The organism is Paenibacillus sp. FSL H7-0940 (assembly GCF_037979415.1).
Lineage (GTDB): Bacteria > Bacillota > Bacilli > Paenibacillales > Paenibacillaceae > Paenibacillus > Paenibacillus amylolyticus.
The window spans coordinates 941,898-964,601 of sequence record NZ_CP150280.1; the positions used below are offsets into that span (position 1 = coordinate 941,898).

Annotated in this window: 20 protein-coding genes; 19 read left to right on the forward strand and 1 reads right to left on the reverse strand. The window is 48.2% G+C overall.

The genetic code is table 11. The features are described from left to right. Nucleotides 1-55 precede the first annotated feature (55 nt). The 19 genes from MHB71_RS04030 (at nt 56) to spoVM (ending at nt 21,735) form a co-directional block, all read left to right on the forward strand. On the forward strand, nt 56-2,914 hold the full coding sequence (locus tag MHB71_RS04030; RefSeq protein ID WP_100527115.1) for a calcium-translocating P-type ATPase, SERCA-type: 2,859 nt from the start codon (nt 56-58) through the stop codon (nt 2,912-2,914). 182 nt (nt 2,915-3,096) lie between these two features. Next, nucleotides 3,097-3,930: a diaminopimelate epimerase gene (dapF, locus tag MHB71_RS04035; protein ID WP_036614947.1), complete on the forward strand. Its 834-nt coding sequence runs from the start codon at nt 3,097-3,099 to the stop codon at nt 3,928-3,930. A gap of 215 nt (nt 3,931-4,145) precedes the next feature. Further along, the gene (locus tag MHB71_RS04040; protein ID WP_339186538.1) at nt 4,146-6,035 is read left to right on the forward strand and encodes a bifunctional homocysteine S-methyltransferase/methylenetetrahydrofolate reductase; all 1,890 of its coding nucleotides are present in this window, start codon (nt 4,146-4,148) and stop codon (nt 6,033-6,035) included. A gap of 19 nt (nt 6,036-6,054) precedes the next feature. After that, nucleotides 6,055-6,954, forward strand: coding sequence for a YicC/YloC family endoribonuclease (locus tag MHB71_RS04045; protein ID WP_076211386.1), 900 nt, complete (start codon nt 6,055-6,057; stop codon nt 6,952-6,954). 51 nt (nt 6,955-7,005) lie between these two features. Next, entirely contained in the window at nt 7,006-7,266 is a 261-nt protein-coding gene (locus tag MHB71_RS04050) for a DUF370 domain-containing protein (protein ID WP_006209218.1), read from the forward strand. A 13-nt stretch (nt 7,267-7,279) separates the two neighbouring features. After that, entirely contained in the window at nt 7,280-7,852 is a 573-nt protein-coding gene (gene gmk, locus MHB71_RS04055; RefSeq protein WP_017687445.1) for a guanylate kinase, read from the forward strand. Between the two features lie 157 nt (nt 7,853-8,009). After that, nucleotides 8,010-8,222 (forward strand): DNA-directed RNA polymerase subunit omega, encoded by a 213-nt coding sequence (gene rpoZ / locus MHB71_RS04060; RefSeq protein ID WP_036614619.1) that lies wholly within the window; start codon nt 8,010-8,012, stop codon nt 8,220-8,222. A 260-nt stretch (nt 8,223-8,482) separates the two neighbouring features. Then, on the forward strand, nt 8,483-9,718 hold the full coding sequence (gene coaBC, locus MHB71_RS04065) for a bifunctional phosphopantothenoylcysteine decarboxylase/phosphopantothenate--cysteine ligase CoaBC (RefSeq protein WP_340028880.1): 1,236 nt from the start codon (nt 8,483-8,485) through the stop codon (nt 9,716-9,718). Between the two features lie 3 nt (nt 9,719-9,721). Further along, nucleotides 9,722-12,271 carry a primosomal protein N' gene (gene priA, locus MHB71_RS04070; RefSeq protein WP_340028881.1) on the forward strand — a complete coding sequence of 850 codons (2,550 nt, stop codon included), beginning with the start codon at nt 9,722-9,724 and terminating at the stop codon, nt 12,269-12,271. Nucleotides 12,272-12,387: 116 nt separating this feature from the next. Continuing rightward, on the forward strand, nt 12,388-12,876 hold the full coding sequence (def, locus tag MHB71_RS04075; RefSeq protein WP_017687449.1) for a peptide deformylase: 489 nt from the start codon (nt 12,388-12,390) through the stop codon (nt 12,874-12,876). Between the two features lie 12 nt (nt 12,877-12,888). Next, nucleotides 12,889-13,842 (forward strand): methionyl-tRNA formyltransferase, encoded by a 954-nt coding sequence (fmt, locus tag MHB71_RS04080; RefSeq protein ID WP_340028882.1) that lies wholly within the window; start codon nt 12,889-12,891, stop codon nt 13,840-13,842. Then, nucleotides 13,839-15,317 carry a 16S rRNA (cytosine(967)-C(5))-methyltransferase RsmB gene (rsmB, locus tag MHB71_RS04085; RefSeq protein WP_340028883.1) on the forward strand — a complete coding sequence of 493 codons (1,479 nt, stop codon included), beginning with the start codon at nt 13,839-13,841 and terminating at the stop codon, nt 15,315-15,317. The genes fmt and rsmB overlap by 4 nt, the downstream gene beginning before the upstream one ends. 252 nt (nt 15,318-15,569) lie before the next feature. Next, nucleotides 15,570-16,610, forward strand: coding sequence for a 23S rRNA (adenine(2503)-C(2))-methyltransferase RlmN (rlmN, locus tag MHB71_RS04090; protein ID WP_036614609.1), 1,041 nt, complete (start codon nt 15,570-15,572; stop codon nt 16,608-16,610). A gap of 7 nt (nt 16,611-16,617) precedes the next feature. Beyond that, nucleotides 16,618-17,394 carry a Stp1/IreP family PP2C-type Ser/Thr phosphatase gene (locus MHB71_RS04095; protein ID WP_017687453.1) on the forward strand — a complete coding sequence of 259 codons (777 nt, stop codon included), beginning with the start codon at nt 16,618-16,620 and terminating at the stop codon, nt 17,392-17,394. After that, entirely contained in the window at nt 17,391-19,601 is a 2,211-nt protein-coding gene (gene pknB, locus MHB71_RS04100) for a Stk1 family PASTA domain-containing Ser/Thr kinase (protein ID WP_340028884.1), read from the forward strand. The genes MHB71_RS04095 and pknB overlap by 4 nt, the downstream gene beginning before the upstream one ends. 61 nt (nt 19,602-19,662) lie before the next feature. Then, nucleotides 19,663-20,571 carry a ribosome small subunit-dependent GTPase A gene (gene rsgA / locus MHB71_RS04105; RefSeq protein WP_076328024.1) on the forward strand — a complete coding sequence of 303 codons (909 nt, stop codon included), beginning with the start codon at nt 19,663-19,665 and terminating at the stop codon, nt 20,569-20,571. A 1-nt stretch (nt 20,572) separates the two neighbouring features. Next, complete coding sequence (rpe, locus tag MHB71_RS04110; protein ID WP_017687456.1) at nt 20,573-21,232, forward strand: ribulose-phosphate 3-epimerase; 660 nt, start codon at nt 20,573-20,575, stop codon at nt 21,230-21,232. Nucleotides 21,233-21,235: 3 nt separating this feature from the next. Beyond that, entirely contained in the window at nt 21,236-21,487 is a 252-nt protein-coding gene (locus tag MHB71_RS04115) for a hypothetical protein (protein ID WP_047843680.1), read from the forward strand. 167 nt (nt 21,488-21,654) lie between these two features. After that, on the forward strand, nt 21,655-21,735 hold the full coding sequence (gene spoVM / locus MHB71_RS04120) for a stage V sporulation protein SpoVM (protein WP_017687458.1): 81 nt from the start codon (nt 21,655-21,657) through the stop codon (nt 21,733-21,735). Nucleotides 21,736-21,929: 194 nt separating this feature from the next. On the opposite strand, the gene rpmB is transcribed toward spoVM, so the two are convergent. Next, a complete protein-coding gene (rpmB, locus tag MHB71_RS04125; RefSeq protein WP_017687459.1) occupies nt 21,930-22,118 on the reverse strand; it encodes a 50S ribosomal protein L28 in 189 nt (62 codons plus the stop codon). Between the last annotated feature and the right edge of the window lie 586 nt (nt 22,119-22,704).

Sequence of the window (22,704 nt, forward strand, 5' to 3'; positions counted from 1 at the left end):
AGTCATGTGAGCTTATTTTGCAGATGAAATACAGACTGGGAGGGAAACTTGAAGCATGGAACATACCAAGTGGCATCAACTTAGTGATGAAGAGCTTCGTAACACTCTTGGCGTCAGCCCGCAGGAAGGATTGACGGATGAAGCTGTAGCAGAGAAGAGGAAAGTGGTCGGTTCAAATGAGCTGAGCGAGGGAAAACGTATTTCTCCAATTACATTGCTCTTGAATCAGTTCAAGGATTTTATGGTGCTGGTGTTGATGGGAGCAACGTTGGTATCCGGATTGCTGGGTGAGTATCTGGATGCGGTAACGATTGTGGCTATTATCGTACTGAATGCGATTCTGGGGTTTGTACAGGAATTCCGGGCTGAACGATCTCTTCGTGCATTGAAACAGTTGTCTGCACCTCTTGCCAAAGTGCTTCGTTCAGGCCAGGAAGTACACCTTGCCGCCAAACAACTTGTCCCCGGGGATATTATTATGGTGGAGAGTGGGGACCGCATACCCGCTGATGTGCGTTGGCTGCAAACGAACAGTCTGGATGTCGAGGAGTCGGCACTTACCGGGGAATCGGTTCCTGTAAGCAAACACTGCCTTCCGATTGCGGACGAGGACGTTCCGCTGGGTGATCAGAAGAATATTGGTTTTATGGGTACCATGGTCACTCGTGGTACAGCCAAAGGTGTGGTTATCCGTACGGGGATGGAGACGGAGATGGGCAAAATCGCCGATCTGATCCAAAATACGGAGGAGCAAGAAACACCGTTACAGCACAGGCTGGAACAACTGGGCAAAATTCTGATTTTTGTCGCATTGGGATTAACTGTTATGGTTGTCGTCGCAGGGATACTGCACGGACAACCAGCGGTTGGCATGTTTCTGGCAGGGGTCAGCCTCGCGGTGGCTGCCATACCGGAGGGTCTGCCCGCTATTGTAACCATTGCACTTGCACTAGGCGTGCAGCGTATGATCAAACGTAAAGCCATTGTGCGCAAACTGCCTTCTGTCGAAACTCTGGGCTGTGCATCCGTAATCTGTTCGGATAAGACAGGCACGCTCACCCAGAACAAGATGACGGTAACGGATGTGTGGCTGGAAGGACGCAACATCAAGGTTACCGGGGATGGTTATGCACCTGAAGGGCAGATGTTGGAGAACGGTCGAATGGTGGAATTGAAGAGTGACCAGTCGCTACGCAGAATGCTCCAGATTAGCGCGCTTTGCAACAATGCCAGTATTGTGGAGAGTGTTGCAAGCGAGGTGGGGAGCAAGAAAAAGGGCAAGGATACCAAAAAGGAAAGCAAGAAAAACACGAAAAAGGATGGTTTCAAAGAAGAAACAGTTCAACGAGACAATGTATTCTGGGAGCTGAAAGGTGATCCAACGGAAGGGGCACTTGTCACACTGGCCTCCAAAATGGGGCTTACTCCGACCGGACTCAAAGAGTTGTATGCCCGCCAGCAGGAGTTCCCGTTTGATTCGGAGCGAAAACGCATGTCGGTCCTGGTTCATCACCAGGGAGGCCGGATGATTTATACCAAAGGTGCACCGGATGTGTTGATTGGACACTGCAGTTATATTTTGTGGGAAGGAAAGGTCGTACCTTTCACTGGAACGCTGCGGCAAAAAGTGATGGCAGCCAACGAGAGCATGGCCGGAGCGGCACTGCGTGTCCTTGGAATGGCCTACCGTGAAGTGCGGCCGGAAGAAAAAGTGGCTGACGAACACGCCGCCGAAAGTCAGCTTGTCTTCGTAGGACTTGCAGGTATGATTGATCCACCGCGTCGGGAAGTGCGAGATGCAATTGCCACATGCCGCAAAGCGGGCATTCGTACCGTCATGATCACAGGTGATCATGGAACAACGGCAGAAGCCATTGCGCATCAGTTGGGGATTCTTCCTCGTGGAGGTGCCTCCTTAAGTGGTCAGCAGCTGGCAGGCATGACAGACGATCAACTGGATAAACAGGTAGAGGGCATATATGTGTTCTCAAGAGTGTCTCCTGAACATAAGCTTCGCATCGTAAAATCGTTACAGCGCAAAGGGCATGTCGTCGCGATGACGGGTGATGGAGTCAATGATGCTCCGGCGATCAAAGCTGCAGATATCGGCATAGCGATGGGCATTACAGGAACGGATGTGACGAAGGAAGCTTCTGCGCTCATCCTGAGTGATGACAACTTCTCAACCATTGTGGCTGCGATTGAAGAAGGCCGTAATATTTATGAGAACATTCGCAAGTTTATCCGTTATTTGCTGGCATCAAACGTGGGCGAAATATTGACGATGTTCTTTGCGATGATGATGGGCTTGCCGCTGCCACTCGTACCTATTCAGATTCTGTGGGTTAACCTCGTAACAGATGGCTTGCCTGCAATGGCGCTGGGGGTAGATCAGCCTGAGAAAGATCTGATGGAACACAAACCCCGTGGCGCCAAGGAAAACATTTTTGCTCGCAGACTGGGGTGGAAAATCGTCAGCCGGGGTGTGTTGATTGGGTTATGCACACTCGGAGCGTTCTGGCTTACCCTTCAGGCTGCGCCGGATAATCCGGGTCAACTGATCAAGGCACAGTCTGTTGCTTTTGCTACACTCGTTTTGGCGCAGCTTATTCATGTCTTTGATTGCCGTAGTTCGCGGTCCATCTTCCACCGGAATCCTTTACAGAACAAATATCTGGTTCTTGCGGTGATTTCATCGGTTGTACTGATGCTGGTTGTCATGTACGTTGAACCATTGCAGCCGATCTTCAAAACCGTACCTCTGGGATTGCGTGAATGGGCGCTCTGTATCGTTGCTGCAGGCATTCCAACGTTCCTTATGGGCGCAGGCAGCGTCTGGGGTGGTCGTCGTAACCGCCGCCGTATGGGTGGTACTGGCCGCTTCGTACCGAAAAGTACAAAGTTTTCGGCATAAAATCAATACCTTTTCCTTACCTATTTCGTTATGCTATCCTCAAAATGATTCAAAGCGGCAGCTTTGGCATTTTGCAGGATAGCTTTTTTGTGTAAATGTTGAATATGAATTTCTATGGTAATCCTGTAGAAGAGCAAGAATATAGCTTTGGCAGCAGACTGCCAAAAGGAGTGGGCAAGATTATGGAATTTACGAAAATGCATGGACTTGGTAACGATTTTATCGTTGTATTTGGTGAAAAGGAGCTTCCGGCAGATGCGGCAGAATTGGCTGTGAAATGGTGCAACCGTTTCTTTGGCATCGGTGCGGACGGCCTGGTTTATATACTGCCTTCGGAGAAGGCAGACTTTCAGATGCGTATCATGAATTCGGACGGTTCGGAAGCAGAGCAGTGCGGTAATGCCATTCGCTGTGTATCCAAATATGTATACGATCATGGTCACGTGAACCAGGAGCAGATCACCATTGAAACGATTGGTGCAGGGGTACAACCTGTGAGTCTCAACATTCGTGATGGTAAAGTGGAAACTGTTCGTGTCGATATGGGCGAGCCGATCCTGAACGGTCTTCAAGTGCCTACAACGGTGGATGCCAACCCAGTGGTTGATCACTACATTGAAGCAAATGGACATGCGTTCAAATTCACTGCCGTATCCATGGGTAACCCGCATGCGGTTATCTATGTAGATGACGCTGTAAATTTTGACCTCACAACTTGGGGGCCCCTTCTTGAAGTTCATCCGATGTTTCCAAAAAAAATCAATGTGGAATTTGCCACAGTTCGTGACCGTGGATATGTGGACATGCGTGTATGGGAACGCGGAGCGGGTCCAACACTTGCTTGTGGAACCGGAGCTTGTGCGACACTGGTATCCTCTGTCCTGAATGGACATACAGATCGTACAGCAGTCATCAGCCTCAAGGGTGGGGATCTCCACATTGAGTGGAACGAAGCTGACAATCATGTGTACATGACTGGACCTGCTGAAGTTGTTTTTAAAGGAATCACTTCATAAAGAAGTGGAAGGTTTAACCAAAGAGGCCTGCGGGCCTCTTTTTTTGTCAAAAAGGACAGGTCGTGTCTCCTGTACAGAGACATATTGGGGGCTGTATGGCAAGAACGTCCATATGAGCTGGATACTCATCAAAAACCTGTGTTTTTCTTCGTTTTATAGCGTTTTTTGTGTTACATTAGTATGTAAATGATCACAGCTAGGCGGGGGGAAATGGGATGAAGGCGGATTTGCGGAAAGTTATGCAGGAACGGGTTCTCGTTGGAGATGGGGCCATGGGAACATTTCTGTACCAAATGGGGTTCCCGGTGGGGATTTCATATGAAGAATTAAACTTGATTTCACCTGAAGTAGTGGCGGATGTACATCGCCGTTATCGGGATGCAGGTACAGAAATATTTGAAACAAATACGTATTCTGCCAATTACGACAAGTTGTCCAAGTTCGGTCTGGAGTCCAAGGTGGAGGACGTGAACCGTGCCGGTGTACGCATTGCCAAAGAGGTAGCTGGAGATACCGGTTATGTGCTTGGTGCAGTTGGTTCCATTCGAGGTGGCAAGCGGACAAACGTGTCAACGAGTGAACTGAAACGCTTTTATCAACAACAGATCTCTGCACTGCTAGATGAAGGCGTGGATGGCATTTTGCTTGAGACCTTCTATGATATCGAGGAAATGGATATTGCTCTTTTGCAAGCGCGCAAGCTAAGTGATCTGCCCGTAATTGGACAGTTCGCGGTAGAGGATGTTGGACACACACTGGACGGATATACAATGCCTGAAGCCTTCCGGATTATGCGGGAGCAGGGCGCGGATGTCATTGGTTTTAACTGTCGCTCAGGTCCAAACGGGATTATGCGTGCCATGGAAACCGTCTCGGGACGAATTGGTATTCCAATGTCCGTCTACCCGAATGCTGGTGCAGCAGATTATGTAGATGGTGAGTTCCGTTATGGTGCGACTCCGGAGTACTTTGGTCAGACGGCAGTGCAATTTGCTGAACTGGGCGCTCGTATTATCGGTGGTTGCTGTGGTACGACACCTGATCATATCACCGCTATGAAAGAAGCGCTTGCTGACTATGTGCCTTCGCCTATTCTGGAGCCTGATCCGTCAGAATCCAAACCGCGTATTGTGTTGCATGAAAATGTGGATGAGCGTTCCGGACGTGGCGGACAGCCTACGATCGTTGACCTGGTCAAGCATCGTCACACCGTTATTGTTGAACTTGACCCGCCGCGGGACTTGGACATTGCCAAGTTCATGAAAGGTGCCGAGACATTAAAAGCAGCCGGAGCCGATGCCCTGACACTGGCCGATAATTCACTAGCGGTTACACGGATGAGCAACATGGCGCTGGGTCACCTCGTTCAGGATCGCACGGGCCTTCGTCCACTGGTGCATATTGCCTGCCGTGACCGGAATCTGATTGGAACGCAGTCCCACATGATGGGGTTTGATGCTTTGAGTATTAATCATGTACTGGCTGTAACAGGAGATCCTGCAAGGTTTGGTGATCTGCCTGGTTCAAGCTCGGTATACGATCTGACTTCTTTTGAAATCATACGCATGATCAAACAGTTGAACGATGGAGTGGCTTTCTCAGGTAAACCGCTGAAGCAAAAAGCTGGTTTTGTCATCGGAGCGGCATTTAATCCCAATGTGAAATATTTGGAAAAAGCTGTACAACGTCTGGAGAAGAAAATTGCCTCTGGCGCTGATTACATCATGACACAACCGATCTATGATCCTGAGTTGATTGTAGCAATGCACGAAGCGACCAAACATCTGGATGTGCCCATTTTTGTAGGTGTAATGCCGCTAGCGAGTGGACGGAATGCAGAGTATCTGCACAACGAGGTTCCCGGAATTCAGCTTTCGGATGAAGTGCGTTCCCGTATGGCCGGTCTGGAAGGCGAAGAAGGCCGTGCGATGGGAGTAAAAATTGCCAAAGAACTGCTGGACGTAGCAACAGCGCATTTCAAAGGCATCTATCTCATGACACCGTTTATGTTCTACGGCATGACGGCCGAACTGACTCAATACGTATGGGAGAAGTCGGAGCATCAATGTCCTACTTGTTTCAACCCTAATAATCAATTACAATAGTAAAACGGATGTGATGCCGATGTCATTCAGTATGACCGGATACGGTCAATCCGCCTTTCATTTTGGCGGCTATAAGGTACAATTAGAGATCAAATCTGTTAATCATCGTTATTGCGAAGTGATGATGCGTCTGCCAAGAGAGTGGACGTATTATGAAGACGGTTTGAGGAAGATCGTACAGAGTCGTTTGAAACGTGGGCGGATTGATGTTTATGTAATGAAAGAAAAAGAGGAAGACCAGGCTCTTCCCGCTGTTCTGAATGAACAGACGGTCAGGGCCTATCTGCAGGCTGCAGAGCAACTGGAGACCCAATATGGAATGCAGGGCAAACCAAGTATTGTGGATATGCTTGGTCTGCCGGACGTCATGGTTCATTCGGATGGGACAAGTTCCATTCCCGAAGAGCAGAAGGACGAATGGGAGCGAGTTCTGCAGGAAGGATTGAAAGAGGCTCTGTCCAGCCTTGAACAGATGCGCGCTCGCGAGGGTCTTCATCTGGCCAGTGATCTGGAACGGCGGATTACCCGTCTGGAGTCACTGCATACCGAAATGCTTGATCTTGCACCGACTGTGGTAAGTGATTATCGCAACAAGCTAAGACAAAGGCTTACGGAAATGCAGGAAGAAGGCTCTTTCCCTTTTGATGAGCATAAATTGGGTATGGAAATTGCAATGTTTGCCGATCGTTCTAACATAGAAGAGGAGCTTACGCGTCTACAGAGTCACTTTGGACAGAGCAGGGAACTGCTGAAGAGTGATGAGCCCGTAGGTCGTAAGTTGGACTTTCTAATTCAAGAGATGAATCGGGAAGTCAATACGATTGGATCAAAAGCCAACCATTTGGCTCTGGTGAATCGTGTTGTCGAGATGAAGGCGGAGCTGGAGAAGATTCGTGAGCAAGCTGCGAATATCGAATGAACGGCCACATTTCGGCAAAAGAGTCGCATGTATAGGGGGAAGAACCTGATTATGGCAATCAAACTCATTAACATTGGATTCGGTAACATCGTATCGGCGAACCGGATTATATCCATCGTGAGTCCGGAATCGGCGCCGATCAAGAGAATTATACAAGAGGCAAGAGATCGTCACATGCTGATTGATGCAACGTACGGAAGACGTACTCGTGCCGTAATTATTACGGATAGCGATCATGTCATTTTGTCTGCAGTTCAGCCTGAGACGGTCGCCCATCGTCTTTCTTCGAAAGATGATGATAACGACGAATAAAATGGAGTGTAATATGTCTAAGGGATTACTGGTAGTGTTGTCCGGCCCATCTGGGGTCGGGAAGGGTACTGTATGCAGCGCTTTGCGCAAACGGGTGCCGGAATTGATCTATTCCGTATCGGCAACAACCCGTCAGCCTCGTCTTGGTGAAGAACATGGTGTTAACTATTTCTTCAGAAGTCATGAAGAGTTCCAGAACATGATTGCTGAAGATCAATTGTTGGAACATGCGGAGTATGTTGGTAATTATTACGGAACACCGCGTGATTTTGTAGAGAAAACGATTAACGAAGGCCGCGACATCATTCTGGAGATTGAGGTTCAAGGCGCGTTAAAAGTGAAAGAGAAATTCCCGGAAGGGATCTTTGTTTTCCTGCTTCCTCCTTCATTGGACGAGCTGAAAGATCGCATTCAGGGCCGTGGTACCGAAAGCCAAGCGACCATTGATCACCGGATGTCCGTGGCGGTTGATGAGATCAGTCTGCTGGAGCAGTATGATTACGCTGTTGTTAATGATGAAATTGATTTGGCGTGCAAGAGAATAGAAAGCATCATAATCGCCGAACATTGTAAGATCAATAAATAATCCCTTTTGCCGCTGCAGAATGCGATATAAGTGGGGCAGTTGTCATATCATATACTGAAGCACTCCTTCTCGGAATGCCCGGGTGTGAAGACATGCCACATCAGTTCTGTCAGGCGGCAACTTGTGATTATACTAATGCGAAGAGGTGTTTGTTAATATGCTGTATCCTTCTATTGATGAAATGATGAACAAAGTCGACAGCAAGTATTCCCTTGTTGTTGCTGCTTCCCGCCGGGCTAGACAGCTACGTGAAGGTGAAAAAACGGATTTAAGAGGTGCGAGATCCCATAAACAAGTTGGCGTTGCACTGGAAGAAATCTATGGAGACCTGCTCGTTGTCATCAAAGGACAGGACGAAGAAGAAGAGTAAGCCGCCTGCGGCTGCTCTTCAACTGCATACGGCGTAAGCCGGATTAATTGACAACCGCGAGGTTGTTATTTTTTTACGAATGAATCAATTTCATAACTCATTAAATCATCGTTTTTGCAACTAAATATAGACAAATTGAATCGTTTTGATCTATATCTAGCCTTGATTGAAGCAACTAAAGGTATTATGATATTGATTCCAATAAGCCTATTTTAACGGAATCTTCTTTAGACGTCGTATAAATATCGGGGGAAATAAACATGTTGAACGGTAAAAAAATCGTGCTTGGTGTGACTGGCGGCATAGCCGCTTACAAAGCGGCAACATTATGCAGCAGACTGGTGCAAAAGGGAGCGGATGTTCATGTGATTATGACAGCTTCCGCTACACAGTTTATTACCGAATTGACGCTGCAAACGTTGACCCGAAACACCGTATACACCGATACATTTGATGAGCGTGAGCCAGCAGTCGTATCTCATATTCATCTGGCCGATCTGGCTGATCTTGTTCTGGTTGCTCCGGCAACAGCCAATGTGATTGCCAAGATGGCGCATGGCATGGCAGATGATATGCTCTCAACAACTCTTCTTGCGACGACAGCCCCTGTCATGATTGCTCCAGCGATGAATGTACATATGTATGATCATCCAGCTGTAAAGCATAATATGAACCTGCTTGTTGAACGGGGCGCCATGATGATTGAACCGGGTGAAGGTCTGCTTGCGTGTGGATATGTGGGCAAGGGACGTCTGGAAGAACCGGATAGCATTGTGGATGTGGTGGAACGTTTCTTCGAACAGCGCGAGTCTGCAGACCGTGCCCAGCAAGGACAAGCTTCACTGTTACAAGGCAAGAAGGTTGTTGTTACGGCTGGAGGTACGATTGAGCGCATTGATCCAGTACGATACATTACGAACGATTCATCTGGCAAAATGGGATTTGCCATAGCCGCAGCTGCGCGTGATCTGGGGGCAGATGTGAAATTGGTTATGGGCAGTACCCAAGCCAAGCCACCGGAGAACGTGGAGTTGATCCCTGTACAGTCTGCACAGGATATGTATGAAGCGGTAACACGCGAGTGGGACGATGCTGATATCGTGGTTAAGGCGGCGGCAGTTGCCGATTATCGTCCAAAGGAAGTTTATACCGAGAAGATCAAGAAGAAAGGCGACACGCTGTCGCTCGAACTTGTTAAAAATATAGATATTCTTGAAACACTGGGCAAACAGAAAACCCATCAATTTTTGATTGGTTTTGCTGCGGAGACTCAGTCAGTTGAGATGTATGCACGTGAGAAATTGGAACGGAAAAACTGTGATCTGATCGTAGCCAATGATGTAACCCGCACGGGTGCAGGATTTGGAACAGACACCAACGCGGTACATATCTATGACCGGGAAGGTTTGGTGGAGGAGCTTCCAGTGATGGCCAAGGACGATGTGGCTCATCGGTTGCTCCGGATTGCGGCGGAGCGCATTGCCGGGAGGAATTAGGATATGGAGATTGCCAAGGTCATAGTCGATGTTCCCGTGAAGGAAACAGACCGGCCGTTTGATTACCTGGTACCTGAATCGATGAGAGAATGGATCGAGATTGGCAGCCGGGTGGGTGTACCTTTTGGTCATCGGACGGTGCAGGGATTCGTGATTGATCTTGTGCCGCGTAGCGGAGAGGAAACATTCAAGCTTAAGCAGATTCAGGAGTTACTGGACATTGTTCCCCCGTTGTCAAAGGATTTGGTTGAGTTGGCCGAATGGATGAGTGGACGTTATGCCAGTAACCGGATTTTGTCATTGCAGGTCATGGTGCCGACGGCATTGAAAGGGAAAGCAGAGCGATACATCTCGCTGGGAGATGCACTTGATGGACAGATGGCGGGTGCACAACCGGATGATGAGGTGTTATTTGTTTGGGGAGAAGAGTCTACGACTGAGAAAGTACAGCAGGATATCATCCGTTTTGTCAAAAGTCGGGGTCAGGTACCGCTGCAACAACTGAGTCGAAAATATCCCAATCATGCTGCACTAATTAAGAAATTATTGCTTGGTGGTGTACTGCTGGAAAGTCAGGCCATCAAGGACAAGTTAAATAAAAAAACGATGAAGTCCGTTGATCTGGCTGTAGATATTGCTGCTGCTCAGGAAGCACTTGCTTCATTCCCGGCGAAAGCACAGCGGCAGAAGGAGATTCTGGCTTTTTTGCTGGAAATGAAAGAACTGCTGCCCATGCCGATGAAAGAAGTGTTATCTACACTACAGGTATCGGCTGCAACGATTAAAGGGCTTGAGGAAAAGGAATTGATCGTCACCGAGGACGTTGAGGTCTTCCGTGACCCTTATCAGGGCAGGACGTTCAAAGCGACTGAACCGCTGGTTCTGACCGATGAGCAAAAACTTGTCTACGACAATATCAATGGCCGATTGCAGGAACAACGCCATGGGGTGTTTTTGTTACATGGTGTTACGGGAAGTGGCAAGACGGAAGTCTATCTTCAAACCATTCAACAATGCATCGAACAGGATCGGCAGGCTATCGTACTGGTGCCCGAGATTGCACTCACACCACAGATGGTAGAACGTTTTAAAGGGCGATTTGGGGACCAAGTTGCTGTTATGCACAGTCGTCTGTCTGGCGGTGAACGTTATGATGAATGGCGCAAGATTCGTGAGGGTCAGGTAAAGGTTGCAATTGGGGCACGTTCAGCTGTATTTGCTCCATTCAGTCGGCTTGGGTTGATCATTATGGATGAAGAACACGAGACTTCCTACAAACAGGAGGAAACTCCGAAATATCATGCCCGTGATGTGGCGGTAAAAAGAGCACAGCAGCATCAGGCGGTGGTTGTTCTGGGTTCAGCGACACCTTCGCTGGAAAGTTATTATGCAGCACGCTCGCAGAGTAATGATGATTTTGCACCACTCTTGCTGGAGATGCCAACGCGGGCACTGGGTAACAAGCTGCCTGAAGTGCGGATCGTTGATATGCGTGAAGAGTTGAAGGATGGCAACCGCTCCATGTTCAGCAGGGCTTTGCACAAAGGGCTGGAGGAACGCTTGGAACGTGGTGAACAGACGGTGCTTCTGCTGAATCGCCGTGGGTATTCGACCTTTGTTATGTGCCGAAGTTGTGGATATGTGGCAGGTTGTCCTGAATGTGATATTTCATTGACGTATCATCAGCGCTCGAATAATCTCCGTTGTCATTACTGCGGGTATGCGGAAGCGGCTCCGGAAGTGTGTCCGGACTGTGGAAGTGAGCATATTCGATACTTTGGTACAGGTACACAGCGAGTCGAGGAAGAGCTTGCCAAGCTCTTCCCGGGTATTCGGGTCATTCGGATGGATGTGGATACAACAACGGAAAAAGGGGCTCACGAGAAGCTACTGAAACAGTTTCGTGAGAAAAAGGCGGATGTATTGCTGGGCACCCAGATGGTTGCGAAGGGACTTGATTTCCCGGATGTAACCCTGGTTGGCGTGATAACAGCGGATTCAGCGTTGAATTTACCTGATTTCCGTGCTGCGGAAAAAACGTTTCAGTTATTAACACAGGTAGCTGGCCGAGCGGGTCGGCATCAATTGCCTGGTGAGGTGTTTGTTCAGTCCTATACGCCGGAACACTACTCCATTGGCCATGCGAGTCAGCATGACTACGTGTCGTTTGTACGTGAGGAATTGCTGCACCGTCGCAATTTGCAATATCCGCCATACTGTCGCCTGATTCTGGTGACCTTTTCGCATGAGCAACTTCCGGTATTGATTCGTCTTGCCGAGAACTATACGCGAATACTGAAAGAGAAGGCTAATGCGGCTGGATGGCTCGGCAGTCTGGATCGATTCAGCAATGATGCCTTTGATGTACTGGGGCCGGTAGCGTCTCCGATTCCTCGGATCAAGAATAGATACAGATTCCAATGTATGATAAAATGGCGGGGGGATGTAGACGCCATAGGACTCGCTCTGGCTACGGCCCGGCGCATGGACGATGATGTTCAGGCGCAAAAATTACTTATTAGTCTGGATGTAGACCCGCAAATGTTAATGTAAGCATTTTGCAGCAATGCGGATGTAAACAAGCGGTATAAACATAGATTAAAATGAATACCCCAAAAATACAGATATCGTCCTGAAATTATGATGAGGATTAGGAAGGTGCTTACAACATGTCGATTCGCATTATCGTGCAAGAACCAGATGAGGTGCTCCACAAGAGAGCCAAAGAAGTAACCAAAATTACACCAAATGTACAAAAATTGCTGGATGATATGGCTGATACCATGTACGATGCGGAAGGTGTGGGTCTTGCTGCGCCACAGGTCGGTATTTTGAAACGTCTGATTGTTATCGACGCAGGTGATGAGCAAGGGCTGATCAAGATGATTAACCCGGAGATCATTGCAAGTGAGGGAGAACAATTTGGACCTGAAGGTTGTCTGAGTATCCCTGGAATTAATGGTGATGTTCGCCGTTTCGAGACCGTTACAGTTAAAGGTCTGGATCGTGAAGGTAAAGAGCTGATTATTACGGGTAGTGGCTTGCTGTCCCGTGCATTCCAGCATGAGATTGATCATCTGGATGGCGTACTCTTTACGGATGTCGCCGAGAAAGTGTACGAAATTGCAGCCGATCAAACGGGACCGCGTCGTAATTAAGGAGTGATCGATTTGAATATTGTTTTTATGGGAACACCTGAATTTGCAGTTCCTTCTCTCGATATGCTGATGGCAGAGGGGTACAATGTGGTGGGTGTGGTGACTCAACCTGATAAACCACAGGGACGCAAAAAAGTACTTACGCCAACACCGGTTAAGGCCGCGGCAGAACGCCACGGTCTGCCGGTGTTTCAACCTGTTAAATTGCGTGATCCGGAAGCGGTAGCCCGCTTGGCTGAATGGAAGCCGGATCTGATCGTAACCGCGGCCTTTGGACAGATTCTGCCCAAAGCCGTGCTGGATATGCCTGTTCGTGGTTGTGTGAACGTGCATGGCTCTCTTTTACCGAAATATCGGGGAGGAGCACCGATTCAACGTTCCATTATTAACGGGGAATCCGTGACAGGAGTCACATTGATGTATATGGCTGAAGGCTTGGACACCGGAGATATGATCTCGCGTGTGGAACTGCCAATTACGGATGAAGATACATCAGGATCGATGTTTGATAAATTAAGTGAGGCTGGTTCCAAACTGCTTCAGGCAGAAATGCCACGATTGATTGCAGGCGAGACAACAGCGGTCCCTCAGGATGATGCCGAGGCTTCATATGCTCGCAATCTGACTCGGGATGACGAGAAAATGGACTGGAGTCGTACTTCACGTGAACTGTTCAATCAGATTCGTGGTCTTGTGCCGTTCTCCGGTGCATTTACGATGTGGGATGATCAGGTCTTCAAAGTTTGGGCTGCGGCTAATCCCGATCAGGTGGACCTAGAAACTTCTTCAGATGCTGGACAAGCAGAGCCGGGAACGGTGCTACAATTGAATAAGGCAGGGATTGAAGTCCGCACAGGCAATGGATCTCTCTGGTTGACTGAAGTGCAGCCAGCAGGTAAAAAGGTGATGCAGGCCGCTGACTTTGCTCGCGGTGGTACACTGAAACCTGGAACGGTGCTGCGATGAGCGGTAATATACCAGGTCGTTCGTCAGGAAAAGGCCAGCAAGCTAATGGAAATTCATCCGGACGTGAAGGAAACCGTCGTCCGAATTCAGGTAAATCGGGTGGTGCATCGCGCTCCCAGCAACCTAAAACATCTGCTCGTACATTGGCAGTCAAGGTTCTGAGTGCTGTTGAGCAAGATGGAGCATACAGTAATCTGGAGTTGAACCGCCGTCTGAAAGAGGCGGATTTAAGCCCCGCAGATGCTGGACTAGCTACCGAATTGGTGTATGGAACAATCGCCAGATTGAATACACTTGATTATTTTCTGGAACGTTACGTCGCCAAAGGAGTATCCAAACTGCAACCATGGGTTCGCAGCCTGCTGCGAATTAGCGTATATCAGATGATATACTTGGATCGTATTCCTGAACATGCCGTGGTGAGCGAAGCGGTTAATCTGGCGAAGAAACTGGGCCATCAGGGAATCTCGGGTATGGTGAATGGAGTGCTCCGCAATATGATCCGCAATCGGGATGAACTTCGTATTCCAGAACATCTGCCCGCTGCAGAACGTATTTCACTGGAGCATTCCCACCCGTTATGGATGGTTGAACGCTGGATTGCCCAGTACGGCGAAGAGACAGCGGAAGCGATCTGTCGTGCGAATAATGAGCCGCCAGCGGTGAGTGTCCGGGTCAACACAACAATGACCACACGGGAGAAACTGATGCATGAGATGACCAGTACAGGTGCAGTCGTTGAAGCTTCTCAGCTGAGTTCCGATGGAATTCTTGTACGTAGTGGCGGAAACATGGCTCTAACGACCTGGTATCGGGACGGGTTGTTCTCTGTACAGGACGAAAGTTCCATGCTTGTCGCTGAAGCAGTTGCGCCAGAAGTAGACCAACTTGTATTGGATTGCTGCGCAGCTCCAGGTGGTAAAACAGCTCACATGGCTGAGAAAATGCAGGATCGCGGTCGTATTGTCGCGAATGATGTACATGCTCACAAGCGCCAGCTGATCCTGGATCAGGCGGAGCGTCTCGGTCTGACTTGTATCGATGCTGTAACTGGAGATGCGCTAGACCTGAATGAACGGTACCCGGAAGCGTCGTTTGACCGCATTTTGCTGGATGCACCATGTTCAGGTCTGGGTGTTATTCGCCGCAAGCCTGATGTGAAATGGACCAAAACCGTAAAAGATATCGAAGATATCGCAGGCTTGCAACGTGAATTGCTTGATCAGGTTGCGCCGTTGTTAAAACCAGGTGGTATTCTGGTGTATAGCACGTGTACGATTGAGCCTGCTGAGAATGAGGATATGGTTGCAGACTTCTTGAATCGACATCCGGAATATAGTCCAGCAGAAGCATCTGTCTGGTCTGAATCGGAGATAGCGAACTTGAAGGTTGTGAAAGGTGGTATTCAGATTTTGCCACAATACGCTCACAGCGACGGATTTTTCATCGCACGGTTGACAAAAACAGCGGAATAACAGTTTAATAGAGCACGGAAGTATGACCGCCGAGGGGAACTTCGGCGGATTTCTTTGTGATGGGACTTCGATATAATTGTCAGAGAATGTGGTGACAGGGTGCGATGGCGGCATTGAGATGTTATAATGCATGAAGTACAGATATCAAGGGTATACATGGATGTAACGTGGTCTTTGTGATAGAATAGGACGAATGGAACGAAAAGAAGGAAGCCAACGAAAAGAAAAGAAGGAATAGGTGTTGACAACAAAATGAAACCTTTTATATATGATTATTCTCTGGAACAACTGCAGCAATGGGCTGTGGAGAATGGGGAGCCGGCGTTTCGCGGTGGCCAAATCTTTGACTGGATTTATGTAAAACGCGTGAATGATTTCAGTGAAATGACCAATCTGTCCAAGCCATTGCGTGAAAAACTGACAGAGCAATTTGAATTTGTAACGCTTAAGGAAATTACCAAGTTTGAATCCAAAGATGGAACGGTTAAATTCCTCTTTGGTCTTCATGATGATCATGCCATTGAGACAGTAATTATGAAGCATAACTACGGGAACAGCATCTGTGTAACCACACAGGTTGGTTGTCGTATTGGTTGTACGTTCTGTGCATCCACATTGGGTGGACTCAAGCGTAACCTTACGGCTGGTGAGATTGTTGCCCAGGTTGTGCAGGCTCAGAAAATTCTGGATGAACGGGGCGAGCGTGTCAGCAGCATCGTGATCATGGGTTCAGGTGAACCTTTCGAAAACTATGAAGCTACGATGACTTTCCTGCGCATTATGATTCATGAAAAAGGGCTGAACATCGGTCAGCGTCACATCACGGTATCCACGAGCGGAATCGTTCCGAACATCTACAAGTTTGCAGATGAAGATACACAGATTAACCTCGCCATTTCGATCCATGCACCAAATGATGCACTGCGTTCGAAATTGATGCCGGTTAACCGTCGTTTTCCTTTTGAAGACGTGATGGAGTCCCTTCGTTATTATCTGGCCAAAACAGGTCGGAGAATTACGTTCGAGTATGCACTTATTGGTGGGGTAAACGACCAGCCAGAGCATGCAGCAGAACTGGCAAGTGTGCTTAAGAACATGTTGTGCCACGTGAATCTGATTCCGGTTAACCATGTACCTGAACGCAAATACGTAAGAACATCAAGAAGCGACATTTTCAATTTTCAGAAGATTCTCTCGGAACAGGGTGTTAATGTAACCATTCGTCGTGAACAGGGACATGATATTGCTGCCGCTTGCGGTCAGCTTCGTGCAAAGCATATGGAGTTGAGGTGAGAACGTTTTGATCAAAACAGTTCATGTGAGCCATATCGGACGAGTGCGTTCGGTGAATGAAGATTCAGCCTGGATTCGTAATCTCGATACAGGATATATTCTGGGTATTGTTGCCGATGGCATGGGTGGACATCTTGCAGGGGATACGGCAAGCCGCTTGGCAGTAGAGACGTTGGTGAAAGATTTGGGAACACTGGAACCAGGTCTGTCACATGCGTCTCTGTCTGCGGCTCTCAGCGATGCTATTTTGCATGCCAACGAAGTTATCTTCCGCACGGCATCAACAGATGACAAGTATCACAACATGGGAACAACGGTGGTTGCGGCTTTATTGAACGATACGGAAGGTGTTATTGGACACATCGGTGATAGCAGAGCCTACAAAATTGCGAACAAAGCTGTGATCCAGCTAACCGAGGACCATACACTGGTGAATGAATTGTTCAAAAATGGTCAGATTAGCAAAGAGGATGTGTCCCATCATCCACGTCGCAACGTACTAACTCGTGCGCTTGGAACAGATGCCGAGGTGAAGGTAGATCTGGATACCGTCAAGCTGGAGGAAGGCGAAGTTCTTCTCCTGTGCAGTGATGGTCTCAGTAACCTGGTCAGCAATGAGCAGATTATTCAGGTTGCCGGCAATCTGGAACTGGCATTGGAAGATCGTGCAGACCGACTGCTTCAGTTGGCTTTACTTGCTGGGGGAGACGACAACATCACGCTTGCTTTGTTCGAGTTGCAGAGGGAAGGTTCCGTGGATACGGAAACGGGGTGTGAGTCATGATTGGGCACCAGCTAGGCGGACGCTATGAAGTGATTGAGCGTGTCGGTGGTGGCGGCATGGCTCTTGTGTACAAAGCCCAGGATCTTCTGTTGAACCGGAATGTAGCGATCAAAGTTCTTAGACAACAGTTTGTGCATGACGAAGAGTTTATTCGCCGTTTCCGCAGGGAAGCACAGTCGGCAGCATCGCTGTCTCATCCGAATGTAGTCAGCATTTATGACGTGGGGCAGGAAGATGACGTTCATTATATTGTCATGGAGTATGTGGAAGGCAAAAACCTGAATGAAATTATTAAAGAACGCGCCCCTCTGCAGGTGGACGAATCGGTGCGAATCGCTTCCCAGATTGCAGATGCTCTTGATCATGCACATCATAATCAAATCATTCATCGGGATATCAAACCCCACAATATATTAATTGGCCGGAATGGCCGTGTGAAAGTAACGGATTTCGGGATTGCCCGTGCGGTTACATCTACAACGATTACGCAGACCGGTTCCGTAGTTGGTTCTGTACATTACTTCTCACCAGAGCATGCCAAAGGCATCGTTACTGGTGAAAAATCGGACTTATATTCTCTTGGGATCGTACTTTACCAAATGCTTACCGGGCAACTTCCGTTTCTGGGTGAAAGTCCAATCAGTGTGGCATTGAAGCATTTGCAGGAAGAGTTCGATGAACCACGCAAATTCAATCCATTGATTCCGCAAAGTGTGGAAAATGTCATCTTAAAATCCATGCGTAAGAATCCGCAGGAACGTTATCAGTCGGCCAAAGAAATGCAGACCGATCTGGAAACTTGCCTGATGCCGGAGAGACGAAATGAAACGAAGATTGATTTTCCGGATGAGGATGATATAGACCAGACTCGCGTAATGCCAGCGATCAAGCCTGAACCGCGTGGAGTTACATCGACGGGTGCGGTGCCTGTGATGGAGTCTGACGAAGAAACTGGCAAGGGTAAAGCGAAATCGAAGAGCTGGAAGAAGCCAGCTCTACTCATTTCATTAACCGTTCTTATTCTAATCGCCATGGTGGGCGTTGTATGGTATGTCAAGGGTATGTTGGTTGTACCTGAAGTTACCGTACCTAACGTGATCACCCAGACAGAAGAAAAGGCTCGGGAACTACTTGAGGAGAAAGGACTCGTCGTCAGTGATGAGGTCATCCGTCTTTACCAGGAAGGTGTCGAACCCGGTATTGTGTTTGACCAGAGCAGAAAAGAAGGCGATGTTGTCAAAGAAGGCTCCGAGGTCCAGATCAGTGTTGGTGCAGAAAAAGAACTGGTGAAGATGATTGATGTCAAACAAGTAACTTATGATGAGGCTGTCAAGAAGTTGACTGCGCTTGGCATTAAGGAAGATCAGATTCAGCGGAAAGATGACTTCTCCAATGATGTGGCTTCAGGTTCTGTTATTTCCCAGACGCCGGGTGTGAATGAGGAATTCGATCCTGTGACAGTTCAGATTGAGTTAACCGTAAGTAAAGGCACTGAAACGGTCAAAATGCCTGATCTGAAAAATCATACCCGCAGTGAAGCCGAAGAAAAACTTAAATCTGCTGGACTTGTGCTTGCTCAGGTGCAGGAAGAACAAAGTTATACGGTAGAAAAGGGCAAAGTGACGCAGCAATGGCCTGTGGAAGCGGGCGCCGATGTGAGTCCTGGCGATAAGATTACGATCTTTATCAGCACAGGGTATCCGCCTGAAGCGCTGCAATATCCTTTTGATATCAATGTATCACCCAAAGAAGAGGGCAAAAACAGTAAAATCCGTATCACATATGAAGATGCACGTGGCAAGAATCAGGAATGGGGAACTCGCACCGTGAACTCAACCCAGATCTTGACCATTCCACTTGTGCTCGCTCCAAATGAAAATGGGGCTGTGTCCGTCTATCGTGATGGACAGTTTCTGGATACGTATCTTGTCTCCTACAGTGAAGCTAAAAACGGAACAGTAAACGTTCCTTCCATTGACCCGGAACAAAGCACTGAGACGCCGCCAGAAAATGAGCCTGATCCAGGTGAAGGTAGCGTTGATGAGGGAAGTGTTGATCCCAATCAGGAAGGTGAACCTGAGTCCACACCGGCAGACGGTGAGGGTGACAGCGTAGATGAGGACACTTCTGCCATGAGTAATGGTAAGGGGCACGGCAAGGAAAAAGAGAAGAAAAAGGAAGTCATTAACGCATCAAGCCGTCCATAAGGGCGGCTTATGCTGGCGTCTGGAGTAAATGTACCACCATCTAAAGGAGGGCGTCGGAGCTATGCCAGAAGGTATCATCGTTAAAGCGCTAAGCGGTTACTATTATGTCATGCCAGTGGAAGACAACGGGGTTCCTTCGGTTGAAGGTTCCGCCGTTCAATGTCGTGCCAGAGGTATCTTCAGAAAGCGGGGAACGTCACCGCTTGTAGGTGACCGCGTCAGCTACATGTTGACAGAGAACGGCGAAGGAACGGTAGATGAAATCCGGAAGCGTGAGACGGAACTTATCCGTCCTCCTGTAGCCAATGTAAGTTTGGCTGTTCTCGTGTTCTCTGTGAAGGAACCGGATATGAACCTGAACCTGTTGGACAAGTTCCTTGTTCACATCGAGCAGGCGGGGTTGGATGCACTCATTGTGTTGACCAAACTGGATTTGGCTGATCCAGCCAAAGACACTGTTGCTGAAGTGAAAGCATTGTATGAGCAGGTTGGTTATGAAGTGATCTCCACAAGTTCACGTACCGGTGAAGGCAGTGAATTGCTCAGAGACCGACTGGCTGGTAAGATCAGCGTATTCTCCGGACAATCCGGTGTAGGCAAGTCTTCGATGTTAAATGCATTGATGCCGGGCCTGACGCTGGAGACAAATGCGATCAGCATGCGTCTAGGACGAGGGAAACACACCACCAGGCACGTGGAGCTTATTCCGTTGGATAATGGTGGGTTTGTTGCAGATACGCCAGGATTCAGCCAACTGGACTTTCTGGAGATCGGTGTGGAGGAACTCTCCACTTGTTTCCGCGAATTCGCCCAGTTTGCAGATCAGTGCAAATTCCGAGGTTGTACCCATACACATGAGCCAGGCTGTCGTGTGCTTGCGGCCAAGGAGGAAGGTCTGATCTCCGAAAGCCGATATCAGCACTATGTGCTGTTCCTGAACGAAATGAAAGATAAGAAGCGGAGGTATTAACATGATTAAAATTGCCCCATCGATATTATCAGCTGATTTTGCCCGCCTTGGTGCGGAAGTTGCAGAAGCTCAAGCTGCAGGAGGAGACTGGATTCATGTTGACGTTATGGACGGTCATTTCGTCCCTAATATTACGCTTGGACCTGCGATTGTGAAAGCAATCGCTCCACATACAAGCTTGCCGCTCGATGTGCATTTGATGATTGAGAATCCGGAGCGTTATGTTGAGGAATTTGCCAAAGCGGGTGCAGCGGTAATTACCGTTCATGCTGAGGCTTGTGTGCATTTGCACCGCGTTATTCATTTAATTAAGGAGCAAGGAGTGAAAGCAGGAGTTGCCCTTAATCCAGGAACGCCAGCGTCTGCCATTCTCGAAGTTCTGGATGATGTGGATATGGTTCTTGTTATGACGGTCAATCCTGGATTTGGCGGACAGGCTTTCATCTCGGGTACCATGAACAAAATCAAGCAGATTCGTACCTGGTTGAACGAAAAGGGACGCCATGATGTACATATCGAAGTAGATGGCGGAATTGCTGCCGATACAGCCCCTCTTGTGGTGGAAGCTGGAGCAGATGTGCTCGTTGCCGGGAGTGCCGTATTTGGACGTGAGGATCGTGCTGCCGCGATTACTGAAATTCGCCGTAGCTACGGAGGCTGATCTATGACCCTCAAGGAGACACTGTGGACGATGGCTGCGAGTCTCGTGACGGGACTTGTGCTTGCTTTGTTTGCGGTTATTCAATCCCCGTTTAATGCTATTACGTCATTAATTGGGGTAGGCGTTGTTATTATGTATTTCCGCAAATTTGATCGTACGGGACATCGGGTTACTTTTGTCATTTTCGGCATACTGTATTATTTACTGAGTGTTTTCATGATCGCTGCCTATCAATATATTCCTGCCCAAACGTAAATGACCTGATCTTCGGGCTTGTCATTGTGGAATAGGGATCGAAGGTTCCGCATAAATATGGTTACATGAGCAGGTTTCTCATGTAGCCTTTTTTGTCGTGTTTGAGGTAAAGAAGGCCTGAAGCATAGGATACGGCGGACGCATGAGCATGATGGGGAGGGTGAATTATGAAATTTTACACATTCAAACTGCCGAAGTTTTTGGGAGGGTTTGTAAAGGCGATTCTTAATACGTTTCAAAAGCACTGATCCGATTGATAAGGTAACAGGGAATACCGCCGCTGTGGCTCAGGCTTATCTGGAATTCGTACCTGCGAAGCGCCATGCGGCGGCCATTCACATGTTAATGAGCGTATTCAAGAATCCCTTTTTTGAATACCAAAAAAGCACCTGCAAGGAACAAGGTGCTTTTTGCTTACCCGATTTATAGTAGCTTTGCGTGATTATACGCGAGTCACTTTACCGGCTTTCAGTGCACGGGTGCTTACGTATACACGTTTTGGTTTGCCGTCAACGAGAATGCGGACCTTCTGAACGTTTACGCCCCAAGTACGACGGTTACGGTTGTTAGCGTGGGATACGTGGTTACCGGTGCCCGGTTTCTTACCTGTCACATAACATTTGCGAGACATAGATTACACCTCCTATCCTAAAATAACCAGTTGCCTTCAGAAACGAAAAGTCATTCCATAAGGACTAAATTGTTCTTCCTGATCATAAAGATCAGGTTTCAGTAGCTAATGGCGTTGTTTAAGCCGGCATGAGCCGGATCATTTCCATTACTTAACCTGCATAAAACAATACTTGAATATAATATCATAATTAAAAAAGCTTCGTCAACTGATCCAAAAACTTTATTTATTTCTCCTGTCTAATATAGTACAATGTTGAGTAGTCCATAATACAGTGGTGAACAGGCTGTTGCCGCGAGGAAGTCGGAGAATAAACCGTACTTAGAGGTCGGTGGTCTGCTTTTTGGCAACGCTGTGAGCTGCGGCATTCCATCATTGGCACCAGTCTCCATGCGGCATTCATGCCGGCTCTTGATACCGGTGCATATCCGTATGCCCCGAAGTTAGGGGTGCAGAGAGTGCAGGATATTGGTAGCCCGGCCGCCCAGACCGTTAATCCGGCTGACATGTTGTATTGTATGCCTGTGCCGGACAAGGTATGGACGAAGAATAACGCAGTCCGCGTTAGCGCATGAACAGACCAGAC